The sequence below is a fragment of the Paraburkholderia polaris genome (assembly GCF_012927345.1).
GTDB classification, from domain to species: domain Bacteria; phylum Pseudomonadota; class Gammaproteobacteria; order Burkholderiales; family Burkholderiaceae; genus Paraburkholderia; species Paraburkholderia polaris.
Window position 1 is genome coordinate 1 of sequence record NZ_JABBGJ010000090.1, and the last position, 14,491, is coordinate 14,491.

General features: G+C 62.3%; 15 protein-coding genes. 12 read left to right on the forward strand and 3 right to left on the reverse strand.

Features of this window, described 5'->3' with window-relative positions; all coding sequences use genetic code 11:
- A partial coding sequence (locus HHL24_RS42150; protein ID WP_329606834.1) for a helix-turn-helix domain-containing protein occupies positions 1-197 on the reverse strand: 197 nt, incomplete at its 3' end.
- 888 nt (positions 198-1,085) lie between these two features.
- On the opposite strand from HHL24_RS42150, the gene groES reads away from it, so the two are divergent.
- Together groES and groL are read left to right on the forward strand one after the other, a co-directional pair.
- Complete coding sequence (gene groES / locus HHL24_RS42155) at positions 1,086-1,376, forward strand: co-chaperone GroES (RefSeq protein ID WP_007178996.1); 291 nt, start codon at positions 1,086-1,088, stop codon at positions 1,374-1,376.
- 52 nt (positions 1,377-1,428) lie between these two features.
- Positions 1,429-3,069 (forward strand): chaperonin GroEL, encoded by a 1,641-nt coding sequence (gene groL, locus HHL24_RS42160; RefSeq protein WP_106286119.1) that lies wholly within the window; start codon positions 1,429-1,431, stop codon positions 3,067-3,069.
- Positions 3,070-3,261: 192 nt separating this feature from the next.
- On the opposite strand, the gene HHL24_RS42165 is transcribed toward groL, so the two are convergent.
- A complete protein-coding gene (locus HHL24_RS42165; RefSeq protein ID WP_169491169.1) occupies positions 3,262-4,122 on the reverse strand; it encodes a hydroxymethylpyrimidine/phosphomethylpyrimidine kinase in 861 nt (286 codons plus the stop codon).
- A 392-nt stretch (positions 4,123-4,514) separates the two neighbouring features.
- Here HHL24_RS42165 and HHL24_RS42170 point away from each other — a divergent pair, with 392 nt between their 5' ends.
- The 8 genes from HHL24_RS42170 (at position 4,515) to HHL24_RS42205 (ending at position 11,472) form a co-directional block, all read left to right on the forward strand.
- Complete coding sequence (locus HHL24_RS42170) at positions 4,515-4,685, forward strand: rubredoxin (protein ID WP_006047743.1); 171 nt, start codon at positions 4,515-4,517, stop codon at positions 4,683-4,685.
- A gap of 255 nt (positions 4,686-4,940) precedes the next feature.
- Positions 4,941-6,362 carry a hypothetical protein gene (locus HHL24_RS42175; RefSeq protein ID WP_169491170.1) on the forward strand — a complete coding sequence of 474 codons (1,422 nt, stop codon included), beginning with the start codon at positions 4,941-4,943 and terminating at the stop codon, positions 6,360-6,362.
- 257 nt (positions 6,363-6,619) lie between these two features.
- Complete coding sequence (locus HHL24_RS42180; RefSeq protein ID WP_042327851.1) at positions 6,620-7,198, forward strand: YqgE/AlgH family protein; 579 nt, start codon at positions 6,620-6,622, stop codon at positions 7,196-7,198.
- Entirely contained in the window at positions 7,195-7,635 is a 441-nt protein-coding gene (ruvX, locus tag HHL24_RS42185; protein WP_169491171.1) for a Holliday junction resolvase RuvX, read from the forward strand. The genes HHL24_RS42180 and ruvX overlap by 4 nt, the downstream gene beginning before the upstream one ends.
- Positions 7,622-8,164 (forward strand): bifunctional pyr operon transcriptional regulator/uracil phosphoribosyltransferase PyrR, encoded by a 543-nt coding sequence (gene pyrR / locus HHL24_RS42190; protein ID WP_169491172.1) that lies wholly within the window; start codon positions 7,622-7,624, stop codon positions 8,162-8,164. The genes ruvX and pyrR overlap by 14 nt, the downstream gene beginning before the upstream one ends.
- A gap of 47 nt (positions 8,165-8,211) precedes the next feature.
- Positions 8,212-9,237, forward strand: coding sequence for an aspartate carbamoyltransferase catalytic subunit (locus HHL24_RS42195; RefSeq protein WP_169491173.1), 1,026 nt, complete (start codon positions 8,212-8,214; stop codon positions 9,235-9,237).
- Positions 9,238-9,302: 65 nt separating this feature from the next.
- The gene (locus tag HHL24_RS42200) at positions 9,303-10,583 is read left to right on the forward strand and encodes a dihydroorotase (protein ID WP_169491174.1); all 1,281 of its coding nucleotides are present in this window, start codon (positions 9,303-9,305) and stop codon (positions 10,581-10,583) included.
- Between the two features lie 37 nt (positions 10,584-10,620).
- On the forward strand, positions 10,621-11,472 hold the full coding sequence (locus HHL24_RS42205) for a lysophospholipid acyltransferase family protein (protein WP_169491175.1): 852 nt from the start codon (positions 10,621-10,623) through the stop codon (positions 11,470-11,472).
- A 35-nt stretch (positions 11,473-11,507) separates the two neighbouring features.
- Here HHL24_RS42205 and HHL24_RS42210 read toward each other — a convergent pair whose 3' ends face one another.
- Positions 11,508-12,410, reverse strand: coding sequence for a symmetrical bis(5'-nucleosyl)-tetraphosphatase (locus tag HHL24_RS42210; RefSeq protein ID WP_169491176.1), 903 nt, complete (start codon positions 12,408-12,410; stop codon positions 11,508-11,510).
- Positions 12,411-12,636: 226 nt separating this feature from the next.
- Here HHL24_RS42210 and HHL24_RS42215 point away from each other — a divergent pair, with 226 nt between their 5' ends.
- Positions 12,637-13,548, forward strand: a complete 912-nt coding sequence (locus tag HHL24_RS42215) for a GDP-mannose 4,6-dehydratase (RefSeq protein WP_169491177.1) — start codon at positions 12,637-12,639, stop codon at positions 13,546-13,548.
- A 298-nt stretch (positions 13,549-13,846) separates the two neighbouring features.
- The coding region (locus HHL24_RS42220) for a dTDP-glucose 4,6-dehydratase (protein WP_169491178.1) at positions 13,847-14,491 on the forward strand (645 nt) is incomplete at its 3' end.

Genomic DNA, 14,491 nt, shown 5'->3' on the forward strand with positions numbered 1-14,491 from the left:
CCAGCAAGCTTCGCAGCAAACCCGTCGAGCTTGCTGGGGCTGTGGCGTTCGGGATAGGCGGGCAGTACGGTGCCGGCCCGTATGTAGCGTCTGACCGTGTTTCTGGACACGCCCAGCCGTTTGGCAATCTCGCGCAACGACACATGATCGCGAAAGTGCCAGCGTCGGATGATGCTCAATATAGCCACGTCGATCACTCCGTTCCCCCGCCCGTTGCCGAGCAGGTCAGTGTTCTACGTGGGTCAATATTCGATGCAAATTACTACGCAGGGTGGGTCAGGATTCCGTGCAAATCAACACATAGCGACACCGCCGTCAGCGTCAGCGTCCGCGGCTCGGCGGCGGTGTGTAGCACCTATGTATCTGGTCTCGATTCGGAAAATCAAAAAGTTAGGCAACGTATGCGGGCGGCGAAAGCGCCTTTGCCGAGGCACGTGCACTCACCGAAGCTCAAACTTACCTTGAGGTTTCTCTGGCTTCTCAGGTTTCTCTGTTTACCAAACCACGGACTCATCAGCAGCACGTCGCTGAGAGTTGGTCCGGCGATTCGTTCGATACATATGATCGCGACACCACGTCGGGACGCCCGGTGAGGGAGTGAATGCGAAGCGCTCTGTGGGCGAGAGGGTTCATTAAGGGGTAGCGATGGGTTGCGGCCGCTGGCCGCATCAAGTTTTCCGAACTTCCCGGACATGACTGAAGCGCGCGTGAAGTCACGGGGTTTACCCCTGTCCGAATGTCGATCGCTAAGTTTTTGCGAGGCGATGTCGTCAAAAACAGCTGCCTGTTATAGCGGCGCGGGCGACCCTGCAGCGCGGTGACTTCAATTCTAAGTCATTGTTTTTATGAGGGTGCGCGGTGATACGGTGTCCGGCCTCAGGTCGCGAGTTCAACTTAAGTGAACAAAGTTCAAAGTTAAGCGAATCTCGACAATCGACACTCAAAGCGACATCCCTTCTTGAAATTGTCACCACCCGTCCATATAATTAGCACTCGCTGCACGAGAGTGCTAACAACATCGCCGGTTGGCTCAGCCAGCCGGGTTTTCTCAGCGTTCTTCAGTCTCAATCAAGAGAGGAGTATGTATGAACCTTCGTCCTTTGCATGATCGCGTGATCGTCAAACGTCTGGATCAAGAAACCAAGACTGCGTCGGGCATCGTGATCCCCGAAGCCGCAGCAGAAAAGCCGGATCAAGGCGAAATTCTGGCAGTCGGCCCGGGCAAGCGTGACGACAAGGGTGCACAAATCGCACTCGACGTGAAGGTGGGTGATCGCGTCCTGTTTGGCAAGTACGCAGGCCAGACCGTCAAGGTCGACGGCAACGAACTGCTCGTGATGCGCGAAGAAGACATCATGGCCGTGGTGCAGAAGTAAGCGCAAAGCGCTACTTACCCGGTTATATCCCAAGAATTCAAGGAGTTAGAAGATGGCAGCTAAAGACGTCGTATTCGGTGATTCCGCCCGTGCCAAGATGGTTGAAGGCGTGAACATCCTCGCGAACGCTGTGAAGGTCACGCTGGGCCCGAAGGGTCGCAACGTTGTCCTGGAGCGCAGCTTCGGCGGCCCGACGGTCACCAAGGATGGTGTCTCGGTCGCGAAAGAGATCGAACTGAAAGACAAGCTCCAGAACATGGGCGCGCAAATGGTCAAGGAAGTGGCTTCCAAGACCAGCGACAACGCAGGTGACGGCACCACGACCGCAACGGTTCTGGCTCAGTCGATCGTCCGCGAAGGCATGAAGTACGTTGCATCGGGCATGAACCCGATGGACCTGAAGCGCGGTATCGACAAGGCTGTGACGGCCGCTATCGAAGAACTGCGCAAGATCAGCAAGCCGTGCACGACGAACAAGGAAATCGCTCAAGTTGGCGCGATTTCGGCAAACAGCGATTCGTCGATCGGTGACCGCATCGCTGAAGCGATGGACAAGGTCGGCAAGGAAGGCGTCATCACGGTTGAAGACGGCAAGTCGTTGCAAGACGAGCTGGACGTGGTTGAAGGTATGCAATTCGACCGCGGCTACCTGTCGCCGTACTTCATCAACAACCCGGACAAGCAAGTTGCTGTGCTCGAAAACCCGTTCGTGCTGCTGCACGACAAGAAGGTTTCGAACATCCGTGATCTGCTGCCGGTACTGGAACAAGTCGCTAAGGCTGGCCGTCCGCTGCTGATCATCGCAGAAGACGTCGAAGGCGAAGCGCTGGCTACGCTGGTTGTGAACAACATCCGCGGCATCCTGAAGACGGTTGCTGTCAAGGCTCCGGGCTTCGGCGATCGTCGTAAGGCCATGCTGGAAGACATCGCGATCCTGACCGGCGGTCAAGTTATCGCTGAAGAAACCGGCCTGACGCTCGAAAAGGCAACGCTGGCCGAACTGGGTCAAGCGAAGCGTATCGAAGTGGGCAAGGAAAACACGACGATCATCGACGGCGCTGGCGAAGCTGCAACCATCGAAGCACGTGTGAAGCAAGTTCGCACGCAAATCGAAGAAGCTACGTCGGACTACGACCGTGAAAAGCTGCAAGAGCGCGTGGCCAAGCTGGCCGGCGGTGTTGCAGTGATCAAGGTCGGTGCTGCGACCGAAGTCGAAATGAAGGAAAAGAAGGCGCGTGTCGAAGACGCACTGCACGCAACGCGCGCAGCTGTGGAAGAAGGCATCGTGGCTGGCGGCGGCGTCGCACTGATCCGTGCACGTACGGCAATCGCTGGTCTGAAGGGCGCTAACGCCGATCAGGACGCTGGTATCAAGATCGTGCTGCGCGCGATGGAAGAGCCGCTGCGTCAGATCGTCACGAACGGTGGCGAAGAAGCCAGCGTCGTGGTGGCAGCTGTTGCTGCTGGCCAAGGCAACTACGGCTACAACGCAGCAACGGGCGAGTACGTCGACCTGGTTGATGCTGGTGTCGTGGACCCGACGAAGGTGACGCGCACGGCGCTGCAAAACGCAGCTTCGGTCGCTGGCCTGCTGTTGACCACCGACGCAGCTGTTTGCGAACTGCCGAAGGAAGATGCTCCGATGGGCGGCGGTATGCCCGGCGGCATGGGCGGCATGGGCATGGACATGTAATTTCGGTTGGGCCTCTTTTATTAGAGGTCCAGTTCGAAACACATGGGGAGGTGCGCCGCGAGGCGTGCTTCCCAAAAGAAAAAACCCGCAGAAATGCGGGTTTTTTTATGGGCGGCGTTTGGCAGAGGCCAAAGCGGAAGCGCTTGCTGGGCGTCTGCCGCACATGCCGCAGACGCTTCTTCGCGTCGAATCTCAGTGCCGGGCCTCGCCCGGCGCCGCGTCCTTGCCGGCCGAGGGCGGCGTGTCGTCATCGCTGCTGCGCGCCCAGAAGAACCGATCCGGCAAATACGCGCCCATTCCCGGCCGGAACGCATTGCGCACCGCCTGATACAAATACTCCTGCGCTTCGCGCACGGCTTCCGCCGGCTCCTGGCCATTGGCCAGCAAGGCGGCAATCGCGGAACCGAGGGTATCCGTGATGCCCATGATCCGATGGCTGCCGCGGTCCCACATGTCCTGGCGCAACTGGCCGTCTTCGCTGAACAGCGTATTGACCAGACGGTGCGTGCCGGTTTCCGTCGACAGAATGTACTCGCAGCCTTGCGACAGCAGATGCGAGATCGCTGCGTCGAGGCTCGGCGCTTCGGCGTCGCCGTCCGGCTGGGCGAGGGCGAGCAGCGTGGCCGAATCGGCGACCAGCAAGGTGGTTTGCGGCGCCAGCAGGTCGGCGATCGCTTCGCGCAGTTCGTCGGCGGCGAGCACGTGTTCGTCGTCGAGCGTGAAGTCGGGGGCGAGAATCAGCGGGATGTCGTCGTAATCGGCGACCACCTCGGCAATCGCGCTCACCACTTCCGCGCGCGTGCATGCGCCGACCTTGAACGCGGCGATCGGCATGTCTTCTAGCAGCATCCGCGCTTGGGTCGCGACTACTTCAGGGTCGAGCCCGGTGACTTCGTCGCAGCTTGCCGAGTCGCGCACGGTATAACCCGTGAGCACGGAAACGCCATGGCAGCCCATGCTGGCAAGGGTCATCAGGTCGGCTTGCAGGCCGGAGCCGCCAGTGGGATCGGAAAGGCCGAAGGTGAGGACGATCGGAGGCGTGTCGCTGGGCATGAAGATTTACAAAAAGGAGCTGAATTTAGGCGCAGAGGGTGCGCAATCGGCTCAATTATGCGGCCTAAACTGTCGTGAAGGCGTTTTTTCGCATTCTTCGGCGCGTTGCGGCAAGCCAGCAGCACGTAACTGGGCAACCTGACGGCCAGACGAATGGCAGGTAAGCTGGAAACGAACCGCAGGCGAGTGACCAACAAGCGGCAAACCCCGCACAGCTGCGAGCCAGACACGCTGCGGCCGTGCGCCGCAAGCGCCAACCAAAACCCACGTAAGCTGCATAGCCAAAGGCCGCCGCGCGCGGCGATTGCGCGTTTCTGATCGCTAGGCATTGGGGCGGCAACACGGTACCATCATGGCTCCCGTTTCCACGGACTCTACGACGCGACACAAGAATGGAATATCAAAGCTGGATGTGCCTGATTTGCGGCTGGATTTACGACGAAGAAGCCGGTTTGCCGGACGAAGGCATTGCGCCGGGCACCCGCTGGGAGGACGTTCCCATTAACTGGACCTGCCCGGAATGCGGAGCGCGCAAGGAAGACTTCGAGATGGTCCAGATCTGAGGTCCGAGGGGCAAACGGCGGTGTCCAGCTGAGCTACGTGCCGCGTGCCTGCGGCGCGGCGTTTTGCCTATGGCGTTGCCGGGTCGAACGCGCTGATGCGCTCGGAAGTCTGCCCCACGCGTCGACGCGGAACGTCTTTGGTTGCGCCGTGTCGCAGCGGTAGTCTGTCATTGTCCTGTCGCCGGTTCGCGCGTTAGCCGATCAGTCTCTCGTGCGGCGCTGAGCGGCGGCCCGTCAGCTTTCTGTCGCCTGCCCATGACTCTTCGATCCGCTGCACCCGATTCCTTCGATGCATTGCCGAATCCGCGCGGCGGCGCTGTCCGTCCCGCGGAGCTGGCGCTGGCCGAGGCGCTGCTAGCGTTCGAACAACACAGCGAGAGCACCTCCGCGCTGCTGCGTGCGTCGCACGCATTGCGCGAGGCCGGCTGGCTCAGCGCGCAGCGCTTTGCGGACGCGCTGGTGCGGCTTTCGCCTTTGGCCGACGAGGGTGATCCGGCTAACCCGGCTGACGCGGACAGCGCGCGGCTCGTGTTCGGCGCGGCGTTGCGCGATTTCCGCGCGGCGCTCGAACGTCACAATCTGCACGAGCTGTCCTGCTCGCCGACCCTGTTCAACCACTATCGCGCGCTCTGTACCCATTTGTCGGAGCACACGCCCGGCTCGACCGTCGCTTTCGAAGACCTCGCGCTGAGCGCCCGCCCGGTGCCGCCGGTGTCGCTGCATGCCCAGTCCGCGGATCGACTGGCCCATTTGCGCGCGCGCTATGAGCGCGCGCTGCTGCCGGTGTTGCGCTCGCAGCCCGATAACAGCGGTGCTGCGTTGGCGTTCACGAACGCGGCGCTCGACGAACTGGACGCCGTCCTGACCGAACTCACCGGTCCGGACCCCTACGATTTCTGGCGCCTCGCCAAGGCCTGCGCCAAGGCGCTGCGCGTGAGCGGTCGCGCTACCGGAGAAGCCGACGCGCGTCGTTTTTATGCGCGCTGCAACCTCACACTGGCCGATCATGCGCATGGGATCGAGCGCGCGCCGCGTTCTCTGGTGCGTGCCACATTGGCGCTGCTGTGGCGCGATTACGCGTTGTTCGGCGCTGCGGCGGAAGACGCCGATCAAGTCGAAGTGCTGCACGACTACGGCTTGACAGTTGATTGGCACGTCGCGGGCACCCAGGCATCGGAAATGCTTTGGGAAGCGGGCGCCGTGCAGGCACAGGCGATCAGCGCGAACCGCAGCGCGCTGACGCGTGAGTTGGGGGTGTTGACCGTCAACGCGCACGCTTATGAGGATTTCCTCCAAACTGCGGATGCCTCGATTTCGGCGCTGACCGAGCATGCGCGCGCGGCCGATCAGCCCGAGAAAGCCGATCCGAGCGAAGCGCTGCAGGCGGGCGACGCCGCCTATCGGCTAGGCGCCGCCGCGTGCGCGCTGGGCCTTGGTCATGTGGCGCTGGTTGCCGATGCGCTCGGGCTTGCGTGGCGCCGCCGCGCGCACGCCGGCGTATCGACGCCGGCGGTGCGCGCCCACGTTATCGTCGGCGCACCGGCGGCGAGGACGCTCGAGCAGGCTGCCGAAGCGTTGCGCGCAATGTTGCACAAAGTCGCTGCGGGCGTCGCGCCGGCAGGCAGCAGCGCGGCGCTGGCCGCATTGACGCGCGCGATCGAGCAGGGCGGCACCTGAACTGCTGCGGAATCAGCGGCATGTGCTGCGCGCCGGTAAGCATTCTCACCGGCCGCAGCGAGGAGCAAGGTTCGAACCCGGAGGCACGCGATATGCGTGTCGCAAAACACCGCTAAGCGCACCGTGGACAAGGCCTGTGTGCGTGATAGAGTGCAACTTGATTCGCCGTCGATGGCTCGCGGCGCACTTCATCGCGCACATCGCGGTCCCGCGCTCAAAGCCCGCCATCCTGCATCGTCTTTGCTAAAATCCGAACTATGTCCAAGAGTACCGATCGCATCAATCTGACCAACCAGTTCCTGATCGCCATGCCGAACATGGCGGATCCCACGTTTTCAGGAACGGTGGTCTACCTTTGCGATCACAGTGAGCGCGGTGCGCTCGGCCTCGTGATCAACCGGCCGACCGATATCGATCTGGAAGCGCTCTTCAGTCGCATCGATCTCAAGCTCGAGATCGAACCCCTTCTTCATGTGCCTGTGTATTTCGGCGGCCCGGTGCAAACCGAGCGCGGCTTCGTGCTGCACGATCCGAAAGACGGCAATGCCTACACGTCGTCAATGTCAGTGCCGGGCGGGCTCGAAATGACCACCTCGAAAGACGTGCTCGAAGCCGTCGCGAGCGGCACCGGTCCGGAGCGCTTCCTGCTCACGCTCGGCCATGCCGGCTGGGGCGCGGGTCAGCTCGAGGAAGAGATTTCGAAGAATGGCTGGCTCACGGTGGAAGCTGACCCGAAAATCGTTTTTGACGTTCCCGCCGAAGAGCGTCTGGAAGCCGCGCTCGCGCTGCTAGGCATTTCGCTATCGATGCTGTCGGGCGAAGCAGGTCACGCATGAGCCTGTCGGCTGGACGTGAGGCGACGCTGCTTGCGTTCGACTATGGTGAAAAGCGGATCGGCGTGGCGGTGGGCAACTCGCTCACCCGCAGCGCACGGCCGCTCGTGATCGTGCAGAACCGCAGCCGCGAATACCGCTTCGAGGCGATCGGCAAGCTGATCGCTGAATGGAAGCCGGACGCGCTGGTGGTCGGCTTGCCAATGCACCCGGACGGCACGCCGCACGAAATGACCCAACTCGCGAAGCGCTTCGGCAATCAGCTGAACGGCCGCTTCAATCTGCCGGTGACGTGGATCGACGAGCGTTATTCGTCGGTCGAGGCGAAAGCGGAAATCCGCGCCGGCAACGGCCGCGCCGACATGCTCGACGCCCAGGCCGCCAGCATCATCCTCCAGCAATATCTAGACGGACTTTCCGACGATCATGAGTTCCATTGACGCCGAAGCGCTCTACAGCGCTTTGCTCGAACAGATTCGTGCCGCTTATGGTGACAAACTCGGTGCCGGGCAAGACAGTGCAGATGGTGCCGTGCTGGCCGGTATCTATAGCGGCGGCGCGTGGCTTGCAGAACGACTCGCGCGCGACCTGCACGTGCCGAGCTACGGCGTGGTGAATGTCGCGCTGCATCGCGACGACTACGCTAAAAAAGGCCTGCACTCGCAGGCGAGCCCGACCTCGCTGCCGTTCTCCGTGGACAAGCGCCGCATCGTGCTGGTGGACGACGTGCTGTACACCGGTCGCACGATTCGCGCGGCATTGAACGAGCTGTACGACTACGGCCGGCCGGCGTCGGTCGAGCTGGCGGTGCTGGCCGATCGCGGTGGACGCGAGCTGCCGGTGGCGGCGCGGTTCGTCGGCGGCGTGGTGCAAGTGCCCGCCGAGGCGACGCTCGTGCTGGCCCGCGAAGAGGGCGATGCCGACGGCAATCAGCGTTTCACCTTTCACACCGAAGCCCGCGTCGATTGAACGCGGCTTTGCGCATTAAGCCGCATTAAGCAACAAGCAGGTACACCATGAACACCGCCACCCCGGCCTCCCAGGAATCAGCCGACAGCGCCGCCGAGCGCTTCCGTTATGGCTTCCTGAAGGGCAATCCGCAGCTCACGAAGAACGGCGAGCTCAAACATCTGTTGTCGATCGAGGGCTTGCCGAAAGCGATCGTCAATCACATTCTCGATACCGCCGACCAGTTCGTCAGCGTGACCGATCGGGAAGTGAAGAAGGTGCCGCTGTTGCGCGGCAAGTCGGTGTTCAACCTGTTCTTCGAGAACTCGACGCGCACTCGCACGACCTTCGAGATCGCCGCGACGCGTTTGTCGGCGGACGTGCTGAATCTGAACATCAATGCTTCGTCGACAAGCAAGGGTGAGTCGCTGCTCGACACGATCAACAACCTCTCGGCGATGCATGCCGATATGTTCGTCGTGCGCCATGCATCGAGCGGGGCGCCGTACTTGATCGCCCAGCACTGTGCGCCGCACGTGCATGTGATCAATGCCGGCGACGGCCGTCACGCACACCCGACCCAGGGTCTGCTCGACATGTACACGATCCGCCACTACAAGAAGGATTTCACGAATCTACGCGTGGCGATCGTCGGCGACATTCTGCATTCGCGGGTCGCGCGTTCGGACATTCATGCACTGACCACGCTCGGCGTGCCCGAAGTGCGTGCGATCGGTCCGCGCACGCTGCTGCCGGGCGGTCTGGAACAGATGGGCGTGCGTGTATTCCACAACCTCGACGAAGGCCTGAAAGACGTCGACGTAATCATCATGCTGCGTCTGCAAAATGAGCGGATGAGCGGCGCGCTGTTGCCGTCGGCGCAGGAGTACTTCAAGAGCTGGGGCTTGACGCCGGAGCGCCTCGCGCTTGCCAAGCCCGATGCGATCGTGATGCATCCGGGTCCGATGAACCGCGGCGTCGAAATCGATTCACAGGTGGCCGACGGTCCGCAATCGGTGATTCTGAATCAGGTGACGTTCGGCATCGCGGTGCGCATGGCGGTGATGGGAATCGTCGCGGGCAATCACGATTGAACTTGCAACTGACAGAACCTAGCTGAACGCCTGGCGAAACCGCCTGGCTAAACTTAAGGCAGCACATGAAGATTCATATTCAAGGCGGCACGCTGATCGATCCGGCAGTGGGCACCGAACAGCAGCAGGACATTTTTATCGCAGCGGGCAAAGTCGTCGCCATCGGCAACGCGCCCGCTGATTTCCAGGCAGAGAAGACGATCGACGCTAAAGGCCTGCATATCGCGCCGGGCCTGGTCGACCTGTCCGCGCGCCTGCGCGAGCCGGGCTACGAACACAAGGCGACGCTCGAATCCGAAATGGCCGCGGCGCTCGCCGGCGGCGTGACGAGTCTCGTGTGTCCGCCGGATACCGATCCGACGCTCGATGAACCGGGCCTCGTCGAGATGCTCAAGTTCCGCGCGCGCAATCTGGACCAGGCGCATGTCTATCCGCTCGGCGCGTTGACCGTCGGCCTGAAAGGCCAGGTCATCACCGAGATGGTCGAGCTGACCGAAGCGGGCTGTATCGGTTTTTCGCAGGCCGACGTGCCGGTGGTCGACACGCAGGTATTGATGCGTGCGCTGCAGTACGCGAATACCTACGGGTACACCGTGTGGCTGCGTCCGGTCGATGCGTATCTTGGCAAGGGCGGCGTGGCCGCGAGCGGTGCGCTGGCCTCGCGGCTTGGGCTGTCGGGCGTGCCGGTATCGGCCGAGACGATCGCGCTGCACACGATCTTCGAACTGGTTCGCGTGACGGGGGCACGGGTGCATCTGTCGCATGTGTCGTCGGCGGCGGGCATCGAGTTGATGCGTGCGGCCAAGGCCGAGGGCTTGCCGGTGTCGTGCGACGTCACCGTGAACCATGTGCATCTGATCGATCTCGACATCGGCTATTTTGACGCGCAGTTCCGGCTCGATCCGCCGTTGCGCCAGCAGCGCGATCGCGAAGCGATCCGTGCGGGTCTCGTCGACGGCACAATCGACGCGATCTGCTCCGACCACACGCCGGTCGACGACGACGAAAAGCTTCTGCCATTTGCCGAAGCCACGCCGGGCGCAACGGGGCTCGAGCTGTTCCTGTCGCTGACGGTCAAATGGGCCGACGAAGCGCGCGTGCCGTTGGCAAAGGCGCTCAACCGCATCACCACGGCGCCGGCCGACGTGTTGAAGCTGGACGCGGCGGGCCGCGTTGCCGTGGGCGCCGCCGCCGATCTCTGCGTGTTCGACCGCAACGCGTATTGGCGCGTCGAGCCGCGTGCATTGAAGAGCCAGGGACACAACACGCCGTTCCTCGGCTATGAACTGCCGGCGCGCGTGATGGCGACCATCGTGTCCGGTCGCGTTGCGTTCGAACAGCGCTAATATCCGCGGCATTGCCCCGTTACGGAAAGCTCCGACAATGAAGCTCGCGTTACGCAAGGCCCGACTCATCGCGCATCTACTGCACGGCATGTGGATCGTCGCGACGCGCTTTCCCAAAATCGACGCCGACGGCCGCCACACGCTCAATCGCGAATGGTCGCTGAAAATGCTGCGTCTATGCGGCATGCGGCTCGTCGTGCATAACGATGGCGCACGGCTCGACCGCGGCGCGCTGGTGGTCGCCAATCACATCTCGTGGATCGACATCTACGTGATCAATGCGTGGCGGCCCACGCCGTTCGTCTCGAAGGCCGAGATCCGGCAGTGGCCGGTGGTCGGCTGGCTGGCGCAGCAACTGGACACGGTGTTCATCCAGCGCGAGAAGCGCAGCGATGCGAAGCGGATCATGCACGAACTGGCCGACCGCCTGAGCGCGGGCGAACTGATGTGCGTGTTTCCTGAAGGGACGACGTCAAACGGTCTGGCGCTGCTGCCGTTTCACGCGAATATGTTCCAGGCCGCCGTGTCGGCCTCGGCGCCGGTGCAGCCGTTGTGCATCATGTATGAAGATGCGCAGGGCCGGCAATCCACCGCGCCTGCGTATATCGACGATCTGACGCTGGCTGAATCGCTGAATATGCTGCTGCGCGGCGGCCCGTTGACCGCGCACGTGTATGTCGGCGCGCCGCTCGCGCCGGGTGCGGATAGGCGCACACTGGCGGCGGAGGCGGAAGGGGTGATTGCTGCGGCGTTGCGGGAGATGCAGCGCGGCATGACGAGGTCCGGTGCTGCGATCGCGGCGTCGATTTCATCGTCTAACGCCACTGACGCTTCCAACGCGTCGCCGGCGCTGATCGAGCCAATCGATCAGTCCGGCCGGTCGGCTTAACAAGTCGGTTCGGAGAACCGGCTTAGCGAGTCGACTTAGTTACCGCCGCTTGGCGCGCGGCAAGTCTCGCAGTCGACTTGGGTCAGCGTGCGCTCCGCCGGATTTTGCGCAAGCCGCACAGCGGAGAGTTTCTCACCCCAGACGCAGCCGGAATCCAAGCCGATCAGATTGTTGCGCAAGGTCAAACCGAGCGCGGCCCAATGACCGAACACCACCGTGATGTCCGCGGTCTTGCGCGACGGCACGTCGAACCACGGCATGCTGCCCGGCGGCGCGGAATTCAGGCCGCCGCTGCTGCTGAAATCCATCGCGCCTTCGGCATTGCAGAAACGGATGCGCGTCAACGCGCTGCATGTGAGGCGCAGGCGCTCGATGCCCTTGATGCCGGGCTTCCAGCGATTCGGCTCGTTGCCATAGAGTCCCGCGAGCGTTTCCTTCCAGTTCGGCGCGCGCAGCGCCCGCTGCAATTCGTCGGCGAGCTCCATTGTCAGGGCGGCGTCCCATTGCGGCAGTACGCCTGCGTGCACCATCAGCATGCCGTTGTCAAAATGCGCGAGCGGACGATGGCGGACCCATTCGAGCAGATCGGCGGCATCCGGCGCGGTGAGAATGTCGGCGATGGTGTCGCCTTTCTTCGATTTGCGAATTCCCGCCGACACCGACAGCAGATGCAGGTCGTGGTTACCCAGCACCGGGACCGCACGGTCTCCCAGCGCAATGATGTCACGCAGCGTGGCGAGCGATTCGGACCCGCGGTTGATCAGGTCGCCCGCGAACCACAGCGGTGTGTTTTCGGGTGGCGCGGCCTTGGCCAGCAATTGCCGGAACGGCGCGCGGCAGCCTTGCAGGTCGCCGAAAGCGAGAGGTAGCGGGCGCGGCTGCTCGACGGCAGTAAAAGCGGAAGTAGAAGCGGCGGTGGAAGCGGGGGAGGATGTCATCAAGAAGTCGGTGCAGTTCGATACACGCGGTTACGAACAAGGCGTGCCGCGTTGGGCGGTGCAACAAGCTAGCGTGACATAATAGCCCGTTTGACGCACGGATATCGTGACATGCGCAGTTGGGAGCCACCCGCAACGGGCCTCGCCGGGCGCGCTGCCATGCGTGCCACCGCTCGCGCGCGCGATATTGCACCACAACAAGATGACCCTCGTGAACGGAGAAAGCATGTCGTCTTTTCATGCACAGCAACCTATCCGCACGCTCGTCACCGGGGCGAGCGGTTTCACTGGTCGCTATCTGGTCGACAACCTGCTCGGCCGCGGTCATACCGTGATCGAAACGGTGGCCGGGCGCAACGAGCCTGAAACGCCGACGCGCCTCAGGCTCGACATTACGTCGCCCGACGCATGCCGGCGCGTGATTGAAACCGTGCGGCCTGACTACATTGTGCATTTGGCGGCAATCAGTTTCGTGGGTCATAACGATCCGCTCGACTTTTACCGCGTCAACGTGATCGGCACGCTGAACCTGCTGGAGGCCTGCGCGGCCGTTGGCCACACGCCCCGCAAGCTGTTGATTGCGAGCAGCGCGAATGTTTACGGCAACGTAACCAGCGACGCCATCGACGAAACCTTCCCGGTCACGCCGGTGAACCACTATGCCGCCAGCAAGGCGGCAATGGAAACGATGGTGCGGACCTGGTTCGACCGGCTGCCTATCCTGATCGTGCGGCCGTTCAACTACACCGGGCGCGGGCAGGCGTCGAACTTCCTTGTGCCGAAGATCGTCGACCATTTCGCACGGCGCGAGCCGGCTATTGAGCTCGGCAATATCGACGTGGCGCGTGATTTCTCGGACGTGCGCTACGTGGCGAGCGCCTACGAGGCTTTGCTCGACTGCCAGGCCACTGCTGAGACGGTCAATGTCTGTACGGGCACGCCTTACACGCTGCGGGAGATTTTGTCCGCAGCAAGCGATCTGACCGGGCACGAGCTCGAGATTCAGATCAATCCTGCTTTCGTGCGACAAACCGACGTGAAGATGCTGGCCGGGTCGCCGACCAAGCTGCACTCGCTGGTGCCGAAGGTCGAAGCGATTCCGTTCATGGATACGCTGCGCTGGATGTTGACGGCTTAACTGGCGCAACCGGCGGTATTTGCGGTCTTCTGCCGTTATCTTGTGCTGTAGCGCCGCGTCAGGCGACCCCCTCGTTAGTCGGTGGAAACCAAACTTGTCAAGCTGTTTCAAGTTGTTAGGGTTCTAGTTTTTGCCCCGGGCGGCTTTATAATCAGGGCTTCATAAGATTGGCGTTTGAGCGCCTGCCTGCCGTATGAGAGGCGGCGGCGGGCGCTGACAAGAAACGAACACCACTACACGCGGCGTGTGGATCGGCAAACCGATTCCGATCTGCCACCAACATCTAGAAGGGAATTTCATGATCCTGGTAACGGGCGGTGCCGGCTTTATCGGCGCCAATTTCGTGCTCGACTGGCTCGATACGTCGGACGAAGCGGTGCTGAATGTAGACAAGCTGACCTACGCCGGCAATCTGGGTACGCTCAAGTCGCAACAGGCCAATCCCAAGCACGTATTCGTACGCGCCGATATCTGCGATCGCGCCGCGCTCGACGCGCTCTTCGCCGAGCACAAGCCGCGTGCCGTGCTGCACTTTGCCGCTGAGAGCCATGTGGACCGTTCGATCCACGGCCCGGCAGATTTTGTGCAGACCAACGTGGTCGGCACCTTCACGCTGCTCGAAGCCACCCGTCAGTACTGGAATACGCTCGGCGAGGCCGACAAGGCCGCGTTCCGTTTCCTGCACGTGTCGACCGACGAAGTGTTCGGCTCGCTGTCCGCTACCGATCCGCAATTCTCCGAAACCACGCCGTACGCGCCGAATAGCCCCTATTCGGCTACCAAGGCGGGTTCCGACCATCTGGTGCGCGCCTACCATCACACGTATGGCCTGCCGGTGCTCACCACGAACTGCTCGAACAACTACGGTCCGTACCAGTTCCCTGAGAAGCTGATTCCGCTGATGATCGCCAACGCGCTCGGCGGCAAGGCGCTGCCGGTTTAT